A 13633-nucleotide genomic window follows, 5' to 3' on the forward strand; every position below is an offset into this window, starting at 1 on the left:
GCCATTATTCATTCTGTTAGCCGTAGCGGGGCGATAAAATAGAATTTGGGTAATAGACAATGATAGAAAACGAAGCCACACTAATCACAGATGCAGTATCAATTCAATATCAATATATTGCTAACCTGTTATTTGTACTGTTAACCTTTATTTTGCTGTGGTTAATTGTGAATTTTTTAATTAGTCGCAAACAAATAGGTCATTTATTAATCAAACTTCCTCTGCATGGACAAGGGATGCTGATATTTTTATATGGTAATTTCATGTTCATGATCTTATATCCTATTCTTAATAAGGTACAGCTATTTATGTATCCTTTAGAAAGTATGACAAGGATACTTTTTGTTAGCTATTTCTTACTAAGACTATTTATGAATAATCCTCCCTCAATCAGAGAAAAAGGGATTTTGACTGCCGGAGGTTTTGCTACATGGGAAAAGATTAGGTATTACAAATGGACTGTGAATCCAATGAAACCGGATGAATATATTTTGATTATTAGCACTGGTATGTGTTTTGGGGATATATGGCGTTTAACGATTAATACCCCACAAAAAGAGAGTATAGATACTGTTTTAAAACAGTATCTAATTTTAGAAAAATGAGTGTTAATTATTAGGATTCTGCAAATATTCACCTAAATTCAAACCAATCACACCGACAATTATTAAAAATATAGACATGGCTTTGACGAGTGTGAAAGACTCACGAAACCAGACAATACCAATACTAGTAATTAAGATAGTACCAAATCCAGACCAAATGGCATAAACGATACTAACTTCAATTTTTCTGAGAGAAAGTGTCAAAAAAGTTAAACAAAGTCCATAGGATAAAAATATGAAGATGGAAGGAACTATTTTAGTGAATTCTTCGGACAATTTCATGCAAGTTGTGCCGCAGACTTCAAAAATAATTGCCATCATGAGGTAAAGCCAACTACTTAACATAGTTATTATAGATTGTTACTTTGCAGAATTAGGGTTATTTGATTATCTCTATAAAACTAAAAAATTGCTATAAGCATAAAATCTTATGTCATTATTTCAATATATTTATGCCAGTTATTCTGTACAGAATGATGACATCAACTGAATTATCAACCTTCATCTGTATTTATCTGCGTTCAATTATTCTTGATATCTTAATTCTATGCAAATTCATATCAATTTGGTATGAAGTTTTCATTAAAGCAATGTTTTGTCTAGAAAAATGGGAATTTTAATAATGAATTCTGAACCTTTGCCTGGATTAGATATGCAGTAAAGTTGACCACCATGTTTTTCTACTACAATTTGATGGCTGATAGATAATCCTAACCCAGTTCCTTTACCTACAGGTTTAGTGGTAAAGAATGGATCGAATAAACGTTTTTGTATACCCTCCGGTATTCCCAAACCGTTATCAGCAATGCTAATCATGATTTGATTATCATCAGTTACTTCACTATGAATAAAGATTTTGATATCTTTTGGATTATTTTCGGTTATTTCATCACTGCAATTGGCAAGTTTATAACTTTCAGACAAAGCATCAATAGCATTAGCTATTATATTCATAAATACCTGATTCATTTGTCCTGCATAGCACTCAACTAAAGGAAGCTTGCCATACTCTTTAATTACTGAAATTTCTGGACGATCAGGTTTAGCTTTTATATTATGTTGGAGAATTGTTAATGTATTTTCGATACCTTCATGAATATCAACAGATTTAATTTCTGCTTGATCTAATCGAGAAAAATTACGTAAAGATAAAACAATTTCATTAATTCTTCTAGCACCAACCTTCATGGAAGATAATAATTTGGGCAAATCTTCCATAATAAATTCCATTTCGATACCCTGCTTTTTTGCTTGTGACACTACATCAGAGTAAGGCTGTTCTTGTTGATAGCATTGCAGTATATTGAGTAGGTCTTGCACATATTCACTAGCATAGTTGAGATTGCCATAGATAAAATTCATGGGGTTATTAATTTCGTGGGCTATACCTGCTACCATTTGTCCCAACGCAATCATTTTTTCATTTTGTAGTAGTCGGGTATAGTTGTGCTGGAGGTCACGAAATCCTGCGTGTGCTGCTCTGGCACGTTCTTTTTCTTTTTGTAGTCTAGTCAGTGTGAGAGCCTGAATATGGGATGAAGCTAACAGTAACTGATGAAAATCCAGGACTCCATACTGACAAGATTGATCTGTGACTAAAATTGGCTCATAGACGTTTTTCGATGAGCGTTCTAATGCTATCTGAGTCGCTTCCATAATCAGCACATCTTCTTGTAAGATAGATGTCTCTGGCTTCAGAAAATTGTATAGATATTCGATAGGACGACCAGCAAATAGTCCTAAACCATAGGGATGACTCATTTGCTCAAAAAACAGCCGTCGTGAAATCATGCCTACACATTGCTGATTTTTAGTCAAGATGATTCCAGGAAGTAAAGGCTCTTGCTCAAAAAGTTTAGCTAATGCATTTCCTGGATAATTTAGCTCGATTTGAACTGTCCAAACTGGTAGTTCTTGCAAGGTTGACTCTAGTTTTAGGTTCAATTCATCAGCATTTCTTATGCTATGCATAGCCAGCATTTTTACTATCCTTTGATGTAATATTGACCAATGATTTCTTGATGGTAGAAGCCCCCGGATTTATACATGGAATCAATCAAAAATTCAAATTTGTCTGATGCTTACCCTGAGCCGTATTATTACTCCCGTTAGCATTCCTAAAACAGACTGGTAAATCTTCTGATTACGCAAAATTATAATTTCAAGTTTTTTAGCAGAATGTATGGTTTTTGCTTAATCAAATTAATTAATTTTTAGTTAAGCTGCCTTATGCTTAACTTATGCTATGCAAAGATGAGACGCTACGCGTAGATTTTGGCGATCGCTCAGTCGAATGCTGAAGTCACGATAGGAAAGGCGATCGCACTCTCAAGATTGCAGACAATAATAGGGTTTGAGAGAAATATCTATAAGAATAATTTAGTCTTGAGTGAAAGAACGACTCAGATCCTAGCACCCAGCCTTTAAGTAAAAGTTAAGGATAAGTAGTCAAATTAGCTAAGGTGTCCTAAAAATTATGGGCGTTGCATAAATGCGGGATGAATTGAGACTTTTGTACAAAGCAGAATATTGATTCTTTGCGTCTTTGCGTGAGACAAAAATCATCCTACTAATCAGCAACGCCAAATTATGATGAGCAAAAAGCGGAAGGAACAAATGAGATACCCTAATTAAAATGTAAAATATGACGGTTGTATTATATGCCCGAATGTGATTGAGCGTTATACTTTGCCCGAAATGGGCAATCTTTGGAATGAAGCCTATAAGCTACAAACCTGGCTGCAAGTAGAAATTGCTGTTTGCGAGGCACAGGCTCAATTGGGTTATATTCCATCAGAAGCAGTTGCAGAAATTAAAGCCAAGGCGAATTTTGACCCCCAGCGGGTGCTAGAAATTGAGGCAGAAGTTCGCCATGATATGATCGCTTTTTTGACTAATGTCAATGAATATGTAGGTGAGGCGGGACGCTATATTCATTTGGGTTTAACTAGTTCGGATGTGCTGGATACGGCTTTAGCACTACAATTGGTTGCTAGTTTGGATCTATTGTTGCAATGCCTAGAAGATTTAATTCAGGCAATTCGCCACAAGGCTAGAGAACACCGTTATACGGTCATGATTGGGCGATCGCATGGTATCCACGCTGAACCCATGACTTTTGGCTTTAAGTTAGCCGGTTGGTTAGCGGAAATGTTGCGACATCAAGAACGCTTGCGAATTCTCCGGGGAACCATTGCTGTGGGTAAAATTTCCGGTGCAGTGGGAACTTATGCCAACATTGAACCGCGTGTAGAAGCGATCGCTTGTGAAAAACTCGGACTCAAACCCGATACTGCTTCCACACAGGTTATTTCCCGCGATATTCATGCCGATTATGTGCAGCAGTTAGCTTTAGTTGCCGCATCTATTGAACGCTTTGCTGTAGAAATCCGCAATCTCCAGAAAACCGACGTTTTGGAAGTTGAAGAATTTTTCGCCAAAGGTCAAAAAGGCTCCAGTGCCATGCCACACAAACGCAATCCCATTCGTTCCGAACGACTCACCGGGATGGCGCGATTAGTCAGAAGTCATGCAGGTGCAGCTTTAGAAAATGTCGCTTTATGGCACGAACGAGATATTTCTCACAGTTCTGTAGAACGGGTAGTTTTACCAGATGCCTGCATTTTGACCCACTTTATGCTCCATGAAATCACCGACTTGGTGACAAATCTACTGGTTTATCCCCAGAACATGGAACGGAATCTCAACTGCTACGGTGGTGTAGTTTTCAGCCAAAAAGTTTTACTAACTTTGATCAACAAAGGACTCAACCGCGAAGCAGCTTATGCGATCGTCCAACAAAGCGCCCACACTGCTTGGAACAAACCAGAAGGCAATTTCCGCGATTTGATTAGCAAAGATCCCCGTGTCACTGAAAAGTTGTCACCAACAGAAATAGATGCCTGTTTTGACCCACAACAGCATCTCAGACATTTAGATCAGGTTTATCAACGACTGGGTATTTAAATTTCAGGATTCAGGAGTCGAACTAGAAGGGAAAAACCACGCTTCTAATGTTATCTCTAATCAGGTAATAATTCTGACTCCTGGATTCTTGACATTGAAACCTCAAACTCTCATTCTCTCTGTGTCTCTACGCCTCTGCGTGACAGAAATCATCCCCCTTTTATGCAAAGTTAGAGATTTGGAGTATTTTCTAGCCTGAATACTCGTCCAAAACTTAAAATTGCCCCTAGATCTACCCAAATATGATAAGTATGAATTATAACTGTATATATATAACATCAAAAATGCATCTACTATGTACAGACTAGTTAATATCAGTGTTGTACAAAAATTATTTTCAATAAGACTAAATATTTACAACTCTCTTCTGCTCCTTTATTCGTAATTAAGGATATTTCAATGATTGAAGTTCTCGCCACGCTTTCTGCTGCTGCCGCTGCTGGATTGAGAATAGGTACACCCTTACTCATCATTGGGTTGTTACAAGGCAGCAACCTCTGGTCTCAAGTTCCGCTTTTATCACGTATTTCACCTTATGTATTAATCTGTTTACTCACTAGTTGGTCACTATTTGAGCTATTTGCTTCCAAAAGGCTAAGTGGGCAAAGAATAGTACAACAAATTCAGCTATTTTTGTCTCCCATCGTAGGGGCAATTATGGGTTTAGCCGTTGCCTCAGCAACAGCAATGCCAAGCTGGATCATTGCTTGTATTGGTGGTTCCTTGGCTTTGGTACTCCAACTAGTTCAATTAGGTTGGTTTTATCGCTTACGAGGCTTGCCTTTGTGGGCAGTTTTTCTCCAAGATATGTTATGTGTGCTACTGGTACTGTTTGCCGTTGATGCTCCCTGGCAAGGAGGATTAATAGCCTTAATCCTACTCTGGTTTGCAATTCATAGCGCTAAACAGTGGTATCAGTGGTACTGGCAAAATCGTCGTCTGTAGTCAGACAATTTTAGATTTTGGATTTTGGATTTTCCATTAATTCCATGCATAAATCTGGGGGTTTGTAGCATCAAGGAATTATTGGTCAGTTTTAGGGTTTAGAATTTTTGTAGGTTTGGTTGTGGAACGTATCCCTTCGGGACACTCTGTGAACACGAAGTGTGGCGTAGCCATAACCCAACATTTACAAGTATTTGTTGGGTTTCACTATCGTTCAACCCAACCTACGCGATTTCATTTTTTTGAGCTTAACCGACAAGTATAGAGTTCCAGGAATTTTTATTCTATTTTGTGAAGAATTAAAATTTCTACCTTGCTATTTTTACAAAAGTCCGATCGCGTGTAGTAAGCCTTGACCAGTAATCAACTCGATAATCAAAGCAATGAAACCCAGCATGGCAATTCGACCATTCCAGACTTCGGCGCTGGTTGTTAAACCCCATTCCCAACGTTCTTGAGGGTACATTTTCACCCTTTTTTTCATCTGGGTGACTTGCGAAAGTTTGAGGCTGGGTTTTTCTAGCGACTCAATTACCAAGTCTGCTAGTGCTTTAATAAATACCGGATGTGTGTTGGGAGCAGCTGCGCGACGGAAGTTGTGAATTCCTGCTTCTTCGGCTATTTCCCGATATTCAATATCAATTTCTTGCAGTGTCTCAATGTGTTCTGAAACAAAACTGATAGGGACAACGACTAAATCTTTGACACCTTTTGCGCCTAGTTCTTTGAGCGCATCCTCAGTATAAGGTTGCAGCCATTCTACTGGGCCGACACGACTTTGATAAGCTAAGGTGTAGGCATTGGGGCGATTCAGGGTTTGCATTATCAACTGAGTGCATTCCTCAATCTCTTGTTGATAAGGATCACCTGCTTCGATAACATAGCTTTTAGGAACGCCGTGGGCGCTAAAAAAGATATGCACTTGATCAGGATCAGAGTATTGATTGAGTTGCTCAATGATCAATTCTGCCATTGCTTGCAGGTAGCCTGGTTGTTTGTACCAGGAAGGAATGACGGTGTATTCCAGCGGTTGTAGTTTGGGGTTTTCGCGCCATAGTTGTTCTAAAAGTCGGAAGCTGGAACCACTAGTACTGATAGAAAATTGGGGGTAAAGTGGTAATATTACCAGACTTTCAATTTTATCTTCAGACAGTTGTGCGATCGCTTCTTCTGTGTAAGGATGCCAATAACGCATTCCTACATAAATATTCGCTTCTTTCCCCAAAGCATCTAATTGTGCTTTTAGTGCTTCCCCTTGTTCTTCTGTAATTCGCCGTAATGGAGAACCACCACCGATATACTTATAATTTTCTTGAGATGTTTTAGTTCGTCGTGTAGCAATAAACCAAGCCAAAGGCTTTTGCATCCAACGAAAGGGGAGACGAATAATTTCAGGATCAGAAAACAGGTTATATAAAAACGGCCCGACATCCTCTAATTTATCGGGTCCTCCGAGATTGAGTAATAATACGCCTACACGACCCATAGCAGTTACTTTCCCCCAATCTTTCAGGTTTTTGACTAATGTTAACAATATATCTTTATTAAATATAAAGCTTTATAGGCAGGAAAGATGCAATGGCAACTATTTTAAGAGACTGGAGTTATCGCTATCAATGGTTATATGATGGCATATCGCGTTTAGCCGCCTTAAGCGTCGGTGGTGAAAGTCGTTTCCGTCAACTCGCTTTACAAGGCTTAACACTAAACTCAGATACTCAAATTCTAGATTTATGTTGTGGTAGTGGTCAGACGACAGAATTTTTGGTGAAATTATCACAAAATGTTACAGGGCTGGATGCTTCCCCATTATCTTTACAACGAGCGCAGCAAAATGTGCCGAATGCTACTTATGTGGAAGCTTTTGCAGAAAATATGCCTTTTGCAGATAATTTATTTGATGTCGTTCATACCAGTGCCGCTTTACACGAGATGCAGACTGAACAACTGCGAAAAATCATTCAAGAGGTTTATCGGGTTTTAAAGCCAGGGGGTGTGTTTACGTTGGTAGATTTTCACTCACCAACAAATCCTATATTTTGGCCTGGTTTATCGGTATTTTTCTGGTTATTTGAAACGGAGACTGCTTGGCAGTTGTTAAAAACTGATTTACCTGTTTTGTTAACAGAAAATGGGTTTGAGGTAGGTGAACCATGTTTATATGCTGGTGGTAGTTTGCAGGTCATACAAGCGCAGAAACTAAGTTAGCAGCAGAAAACGTAAAACTGAGGTATCTAAAAAGTGTTGAGGAATAAATTTATCACCTATTTGGTGTTATTCCTCGTCTTTGTCTATTTTATTTGTCCTTTGTGTTGATATTCTGTTGTTGGACAATCTCGCTAATTTCTTCCAAACTTAAATTTAAAACTTGTGCGATTTGTTCTCTGGTTAAACCCAATGCGATCAAACCAGGAACTGCGTCTAATTTAGCTTTGCGTTCACCCTCTTCTTTTGCTTCTTGATAAAATCGAGTTTGTTTTAACTCACTTAATCCAAACATGGCTTCTATTTCCTCCCTATTCATTCTTGGAAACTTGTAAATTAAAATCGTCTCGATGATTTGTAATACTTGTTGCTGTTGAAATTGAGAATCTATCTCTTGTTTAGTTCTGGTGATTAATTCTCTAGCTTGGGTAATGGAGTTATCTTCGTTAGCGATGATTAGTTTTATTGTAGCAATACCAATGGGTAAAGATGTTGTTTCTCCTAATTCATCGAGATAAATTATTCTGACTCGTTGACTGGTGAAAAATTCTTGATAATGCTGAATATCTCTTGTATCTATGCTACGGTTTGGATAGATAACTACCGCACTCCAGTGATTCTTGGGGTTGTTTTGGCGAATGTAAAGAAATATTTCGCTAAAAAGTCTATGGTAGAGATCCTTATCTGATTGAAATTGTACTTCAGGCTATCTGCTGCTATTCAGATAATAGTTAATAGATAAACTACGGAGAAAAGGCATAGATATTTGAGTGAGGTTATATTGAGATGTTTAAGATTCCTTTTACATTTGATTACTCAGAAGATGATTTTCCAGGCATTGAATGGAGATTTATTGAGAGTCAAAACCGATGGGAAGTATGTTTTACTCTTTTAGAACTTAGTTTTTATGAGGATAAAGAATTAGATTTTGATGGTGATTATTCTTTAAAGATTGAGAAAATAGAGGAACTAAATTCACATTTCAAGGCTCATGGAAGACATGGATATTCTCTAGGTTGCTTTCATGAGTTCTTTTTGCAATTAGAAGAATCTCCCCCTGTAAACTTTAGAATAGACAATGCCGAGATTAGCTTAGGCGACTCAACGCCTCTCAGCAGAGTTATATTTAATGATGAACATGAGAGTAAATTCCATGGAGATTGGGATTATATTCAAACTATTAGATTATTAAATGTGCCTCCAGATAAGCTTGAAATTTATTTACTTAATGCTCTAAATCACATACAAATATTTACAGATTTTAAAATTAAGCTGAGGTCAATATCATTTAAAGACTATTATTCCTTTGCTTACTTTTGGCTAGAACAGCCTGATGAATCAGAAGAAGATGACGAATTAGAAGCAGATAATGAACCAATAATTGAAGATCAAATTAAAGTGTATAAAGATATTGAGGCAGTAAGTCTTTATCGCTATGCTTTAACTGCTGAAGATAATCTTTCGGCTTGTATCTACTACTACAGAATTATAGAATTTTACGCATTTTTAAGAAAGCACCATGAAATTGATAAAATCAGACAAGATCAATCATTAAACTCCAAAGACTTCTCCAAGAAAATTCATGACTTAGTTAAAGCTAATGAAAAAGAGAATATATGCGGATTGGTTGAAGAAGTTGTAACTATTCCAATTTTAGATTTTGCCTGTAACAATCAACTTACTCCATCAAACACTAAAAAAGCTTTTGCTAATGCGCTGTACAGCTTTAGAAACAGCATCGTTCATGCAAAATATGAACATACAAGCTCACTGATTGTAGATTCTATATTGAATCCTTCCTCTGAATTAGCTATTTGGCGTAAAGTTTTTAGTAAGCTTATACCTGAAATCCTTGATAAATTGGGAATCTGAATATAAAATGAAACTAAGACCACCTTAAGAAAAGAATGATAAAATAGTCTGTGAATAAAGTCTTTCTTTGTGGCTATTCTCAATTCAATTTACAGAGAATATAAATAATTATGCTATCAGTTGAAGAATTAATTCAAGAAGCCTTGTCTTTACCCAGTTCTAGCAGAGTATTTTTAGTAGAAAAACTGATTGAAAGCCTAGAATCTGATATTGATGAAAATATCCAAAATATTTGGAACACAGAAGCTAAAAAACGCCGGGATGAAATACGTAATCATACCGTTGAGCCAATTTCTGGAGAAATAGCTTTAGCTCAAATTAGACAAATTTTAGAAAAATGAAAAATGAAATATAACTTCCATCCGGCTGCATTAACAGAATACTCAGAAGCAGTCCAATTTTATGCAGAAAATGAAATTGAAATAGCACAAAATTTTATCAACGCTGTTGAAGAAGCCATTTTCCGAATTATTGAATCACCTAAACGTTATCCAGTTACCGATGAGGATATTCGTCGGTGTTTAGTGCGTAAATTTCCCTATGGAATACTCTATACCATAGAAGATGAATACATTTTAATTGTAGCAGTTATGCACTGTAGTCGCAAACCAAAATATTGGCAAGATCGGATTTAATTGCAACTATCACATAAAAGTTAGCAAAGGTATAATATTTATTGTATCTTAAATTCCCTATCTACGAGTACGGGCAATTTATGAATTGCTTCTACGGTAAATTAAGTTATAGCGTTATCTACGAGTACGGGCAATTTATGAATTGCTTCTACGGTAAATTAAGTTATAGCGTTTTTCCGGTTAAATAGAATCAAAGGCGAGGAAAACCCACCCATACATTGAGTCATAAATAACAAAAAATGTAGAGACGTTTGTTGCATCATCTCTACATTTTTGCATTTGGATCAACAATAGATTTAGGGCGCGAGGGCGTTACCGCGAATTAAGCTACCAATGGTTTTGGCAGTGATTTTTAATTGGGTGATGGGGTTAGCGGGAACGACGGTTTTATACAGATAGCTGTCGAATGTGAGTTTCTGTACATCCATGTCACCACACATTTCTACAAATGCTTCACGGGTAGCATCGGAGCGATAGAATACACTTTGCAGAATGTCTAACACTTTGTAAGTGAGTCCGTATTTCTTATCCCAACGCTTCAGGTATACCTTGAGGTCGCCTTCTGTGGGAATCCTCGCACCACCGTTAGCTGCTTCCACAATGGCTTCGGCGCACATCCGACCAGATTTAGCTGCGAAGTAAATACCTTCACCAGAGGATTTGGTAACATAGCCAGCTGCATCTCCTACCAAAGCGATGCGTCCGACAACGCGACGAGGGCGGGGATGTTCAGGGATGGGGTGGGCTTCTATTTTGATGATTTCACCACCGGCTAGTTTTTCGGAAGCACGGGCGCGAATACCAGCTTGGAATTGTTTGATTCTGGCTTTGTTGACGTGCATTGTGCCGGTGCCGACTGCTACGTGGTCATATTTGGGGAATACCCAAGCGTAGAAATCGGTGGAAACGTCATCGCCAACATACATTTCGGCGAGGTCGTTGTAGTAGTTCATTTTGTCTTGGGGTAGACGAATGCGCTCTTGGAATGCGATCGCATAATTGTAGTCCCCAGCATCCATTTCTTTAGCTATCCGGGAGTTAGCCCCATCAGCCCCAATCACTAAATCCACCTTTAGAGTTTTAGCAATTCCCTGAGTTCCAGTTTCAGTATGGTCTACATAATGAATGGTATAGGGGTCGGTGTTATTTGTGGGAATATCAAGTTTATGAACTGTGGCATTAATTAAAGTTGCGCCTAATTTGGCCGCGCGATCGCGTAGGAATCCATCCAACACTTCCCGACGGCACATTCCTATATATTCATCTTCATTTATCAGATTGATATCAACCTCACGATTTGAAGGCGAAATCATTTTCATCTTCCGCACTCGACGGTCGATAATCTCTGCTGGTAGGTCAAATTCGCTCACCATACACAGAGGAATGGCTCCCCCACATGGTTTGGCGTTATCAAGCTTACGCTCAATTAAGTAAGTTTCAATTCCAGCTTTTGCCAGTGTCTCAGCGGCAGATGAACCAGCTGGGCCTGAACCAACAACCGCAACCCGTAGTGTCAAAGGTTTTCTCCCAATCTTCACATTTACCGAAAGCATCGTATCACGGACTTTTGGTTGTTTTGGCGCTTTCCCTTAAGGTTTTAAGATAAATGCAATATTCTTTAACATTTCGACACGAAAACTAAGGTTAAAAACGGTCATTAGGATTTATTACTAGATATTAGTCGATGGTAACTAGAAGAATTAACTATTTCATCGACACCTGACAAAATATGCAAGTTTCTTTGTGGGATTCTGTGGCTAGAAAAGTTGGTGTTTCTGCAATTACTGGGTATCAACAACATATTTCCCCTTATAAAGGCTTTGTGTGCGCTCACCGAGTCTTGTATGGTGGTGAATCTTGCTCTGGGTACATCAAGCAGGTAATTGCTCAAGAAGGTTTAAAAGCTGGATTTGTCAAGTCCCGTGCTAGATTTCAAAGTTGTCAGCAAGCCAATATAATTCTTAAATCCCAAGCTGAAGAACTAGAACCACCAACAACAGATGAAGATCAGCAAAAAAACAAACCTCAACCGATTGCGCCTAAATCATCTTGTCAAAATAATTTTGATGTGGTGGATTTAGGAATTAATTGCGCTGAAATAAGTTGTGACTGTCCAGAAATGCTAAATATGGCTCCTGATTGTAGTTCTCTAGAATGTGGTGCTACTGATTGCAGTTCCCTGGATTGTAGCGGTGCTGATTGCAGTGTTCTCGATTGTGGTGGCTGTGGATGGTGAATTTTTCTCATCCAATCAATTCTGAATATGATATAAATATACAGTAATCCTACCTATAAGCCGTAGATTAGTAGCAGAGGTATAAAACCAGTGGGCATAGTAGTTGAGAATGTCTCTAAGCAATTTGGTAGTTTCCAAGCTGTTGATCAAGTAAGTTTAGAAATTGAAAGTGGTTCGCTGGTTGCTTTACTCGGTCCATCTGGATCTGGTAAATCTACCCTGCTGCGGTTAATTTCTGGTTTAGAAATGCCAGATAGCGGCAAAATTTTACTGACAGGTAAGGATGCCACATATCAAAGTGTACAAGAACGAAATATAGGCTTTGTCTTTCAGCATTATGCTTTATTTAAGCATTTGAACGTGCGACAAAATATCGCCTTTGGTTTAGAAATTCGCAAAGTACCTCAAAAGAAAATTAAGGGCAGAGTAGACCAGTTGTTAGAATTAGTGCAATTGTCTGGATTAGGCGATCGCTATCCTTCTCAACTTTCCGGCGGACAAAGGCAACGTGTAGCCTTAGCTAGAGCCTTAGCTGTAGAACCTAACGTATTATTATTAGACGAACCATTTGGGGCATTAGACGCTAAAGTTCGCAAAGACTTACGGGCTTGGTTGCGTCGTCTCCATGACGAAGTTCACGTTACCACCGTTTTCGTCACCCACGACCAAGAAGAAGCAATGGAAGTATCAGATGAAATCGTGGTGATGAATAAAGGCAAGGTAGAACAGGTAGGAACACCAGCAGAAATTTATGACCATCCCGCCTCAGCATTTGTCATGAGTTTTATTGGCCCAGTTAATGTTTTATCCAGCAGCTCGAAAATTTTTCAGGCCAGTGGCTTTAATTCAGCACACCCAGAAACCTTTTTACGTCCCCAAGATGTAATTTTGGAAAGAGTGGCTAACGGGACAACAGCACCTGCTACAGTTAGTCGTGTAATTCATTTGGGTTGGGAAATTCAAGTAGAACTGAAATTAGATGACGGGCAAATTATGACAGCACATTTAACACGCGATCGATTTGATGAGTTAAAACTAGAAGCACAAGAGCGCGTGTATGTCAAGTCCAAAGACGCTAAATCTTTTCCGTTATATTACTCGATTTAGAAGCAAACTTAGTCTCAACCCCCTACTGGTTAGTGTAAGGGGGTTAAACTTTCTTGGTTTAT

General features: G+C 38.3%; 13 protein-coding genes and 1 pseudogene. 9 read left to right on the top strand and 5 right to left on the bottom strand.

What is annotated here, in order from left to right:
- The first annotated feature begins 59 nt into the window (after nucleotides 1-59).
- Nucleotides 60-605 (top strand): DUF5673 domain-containing protein, encoded by a 546-nt coding sequence (locus tag AC012T_RS00065; protein ID WP_487062168.1) that lies wholly within the window; start codon nucleotides 60-62, stop codon nucleotides 603-605.
- Nucleotides 606-608: 3 nt separating this feature from the next.
- On the opposite strand, the gene AC012T_RS00070 is transcribed toward AC012T_RS00065, so the two are convergent.
- On the bottom strand, nucleotides 609-950 hold the full coding sequence (locus AC012T_RS00070) for a DMT family transporter (protein WP_487062170.1): 342 nt from the start codon (nucleotides 948-950) through the stop codon (nucleotides 609-611).
- Nucleotides 951-1187: 237 nt separating this feature from the next.
- Nucleotides 1188-2585: an ATP-binding protein gene (locus AC012T_RS00075; protein ID WP_487062172.1), complete on the bottom strand. Its 1398-nt coding sequence runs from the start codon at nucleotides 2583-2585 to the stop codon at nucleotides 1188-1190.
- 690 nt (nucleotides 2586-3275) lie between these two features.
- On the opposite strand from AC012T_RS00075, the gene purB reads away from it, so the two are divergent.
- Nucleotides 3276-4571: an adenylosuccinate lyase gene (purB, locus tag AC012T_RS00080; RefSeq protein WP_487062174.1), complete on the top strand. Its 1296-nt coding sequence runs from the start codon at nucleotides 3276-3278 to the stop codon at nucleotides 4569-4571.
- Nucleotides 4572-4970: 399 nt separating this feature from the next.
- The gene (locus tag AC012T_RS00085) at nucleotides 4971-5516 is read left to right on the top strand and encodes a DUF4126 domain-containing protein (RefSeq protein WP_487062176.1); all 546 of its coding nucleotides are present in this window, start codon (nucleotides 4971-4973) and stop codon (nucleotides 5514-5516) included.
- A 322-nt stretch (nucleotides 5517-5838) separates the two neighbouring features.
- On the opposite strand, the gene hemH is transcribed toward AC012T_RS00085, so the two are convergent.
- Nucleotides 5839-7002 (bottom strand): ferrochelatase, encoded by a 1164-nt coding sequence (gene hemH / locus AC012T_RS00090; protein ID WP_487066776.1) that lies wholly within the window; start codon nucleotides 7000-7002, stop codon nucleotides 5839-5841.
- 92 nt (nucleotides 7003-7094) lie between these two features.
- On the opposite strand from hemH, the gene AC012T_RS00095 reads away from it, so the two are divergent.
- Nucleotides 7095-7724, top strand: coding sequence for a class I SAM-dependent methyltransferase (locus tag AC012T_RS00095; RefSeq protein WP_487062178.1), 630 nt, complete (start codon nucleotides 7095-7097; stop codon nucleotides 7722-7724).
- An 88-nt stretch (nucleotides 7725-7812) separates the two neighbouring features.
- On the opposite strand, the pseudogene AC012T_RS00100 reads toward AC012T_RS00095, so the two are convergent.
- Nucleotides 7813-8424, bottom strand: a pseudogene (locus AC012T_RS00100) (Rpn family recombination-promoting nuclease/putative transposase); the annotation flags it as partial.
- An 83-nt stretch (nucleotides 8425-8507) separates the two neighbouring features.
- Here AC012T_RS00100 and mauJ point away from each other — a divergent pair.
- From mauJ to AC012T_RS00115, 3 genes are all read left to right on the top strand, one after another.
- A complete protein-coding gene (mauJ, locus tag AC012T_RS00105) occupies nucleotides 8508-9593 on the top strand; it encodes a methylamine utilization protein MauJ (protein ID WP_487062180.1) in 1086 nt (361 codons plus the stop codon).
- Between the two features lie 110 nt (nucleotides 9594-9703).
- Nucleotides 9704-9934: an addiction module protein gene (locus AC012T_RS00110; RefSeq protein ID WP_487062182.1), complete on the top strand. Its 231-nt coding sequence runs from the start codon at nucleotides 9704-9706 to the stop codon at nucleotides 9932-9934.
- A gap of 3 nt (nucleotides 9935-9937) precedes the next feature.
- Complete coding sequence (locus tag AC012T_RS00115; RefSeq protein ID WP_487062184.1) at nucleotides 9938-10228, top strand: type II toxin-antitoxin system RelE/ParE family toxin; 291 nt, start codon at nucleotides 9938-9940, stop codon at nucleotides 10226-10228.
- Between the two features lie 296 nt (nucleotides 10229-10524).
- On the opposite strand, the gene chlP is transcribed toward AC012T_RS00115, so the two are convergent.
- Nucleotides 10525-11781 (bottom strand): geranylgeranyl reductase, encoded by a 1257-nt coding sequence (chlP, locus tag AC012T_RS00120; protein WP_487062186.1) that lies wholly within the window; start codon nucleotides 11779-11781, stop codon nucleotides 10525-10527.
- 176 nt (nucleotides 11782-11957) lie between these two features.
- On the opposite strand from chlP, the gene yidD reads away from it, so the two are divergent.
- Both yidD and AC012T_RS00130 read left to right on the top strand, forming a co-directional pair.
- Nucleotides 11958-12464 (top strand): membrane protein insertion efficiency factor YidD, encoded by a 507-nt coding sequence (yidD, locus tag AC012T_RS00125; RefSeq protein ID WP_487062188.1) that lies wholly within the window; start codon nucleotides 11958-11960, stop codon nucleotides 12462-12464.
- A 90-nt stretch (nucleotides 12465-12554) separates the two neighbouring features.
- On the top strand, nucleotides 12555-13571 hold the full coding sequence (locus tag AC012T_RS00130; protein ID WP_487062190.1) for a sulfate/molybdate ABC transporter ATP-binding protein: 1017 nt from the start codon (nucleotides 12555-12557) through the stop codon (nucleotides 13569-13571).
- The last annotated feature ends 62 nt before the right edge of the window (nucleotides 13572-13633 follow it).

Source organism: Anabaena sp. EIM26 (genome assembly GCF_057568715.1).

What these genes read in the sequence shown, in the direction of transcription:
- AC012T_RS00065 (WP_487062168.1), top strand. Translation starts at nt 60, where the DNA reads ATGATAGAAAACGAAGCCACACTAATCACAGATGCAGTATCAATTCAA.
- AC012T_RS00070 (WP_487062170.1), bottom strand. Translation starts at nt 950, where the DNA reads ATGTTAAGTAGTTGGCTTTACCTCATGATGGCAATTATTTTTGAAGTC.
- AC012T_RS00075 (WP_487062172.1), bottom strand. Translation starts at nt 2,585, where the DNA reads ATGCTGGCTATGCATAGCATAAGAAATGCTGATGAATTGAACCTAAAA.
- AC012T_RS00085 (WP_487062176.1), top strand. Translation starts at nt 4,971, where the DNA reads ATGATTGAAGTTCTCGCCACGCTTTCTGCTGCTGCCGCTGCTGGATTG.
- hemH (WP_487066776.1), bottom strand. Translation starts at nt 7,002, where the DNA reads ATGGGTCGTGTAGGCGTATTATTACTCAATCTCGGAGGACCCGATAAA.
- AC012T_RS00095 (WP_487062178.1), top strand. Translation starts at nt 7,095, where the DNA reads ATGGCAACTATTTTAAGAGACTGGAGTTATCGCTATCAATGGTTATAT.
- mauJ (WP_487062180.1), top strand. Translation starts at nt 8,508, where the DNA reads ATGTTTAAGATTCCTTTTACATTTGATTACTCAGAAGATGATTTTCCA.
- AC012T_RS00110 (WP_487062182.1), top strand. Translation starts at nt 9,704, where the DNA reads ATGCTATCAGTTGAAGAATTAATTCAAGAAGCCTTGTCTTTACCCAGT.
- AC012T_RS00115 (WP_487062184.1), top strand. Translation starts at nt 9,938, where the DNA reads ATGAAATATAACTTCCATCCGGCTGCATTAACAGAATACTCAGAAGCA.
- chlP (WP_487062186.1), bottom strand. Translation starts at nt 11,781, where the DNA reads ATGCTTTCGGTAAATGTGAAGATTGGGAGAAAACCTTTGACACTACGG.
- yidD (WP_487062188.1), top strand. Translation starts at nt 11,958, where the DNA reads ATGCAAGTTTCTTTGTGGGATTCTGTGGCTAGAAAAGTTGGTGTTTCT.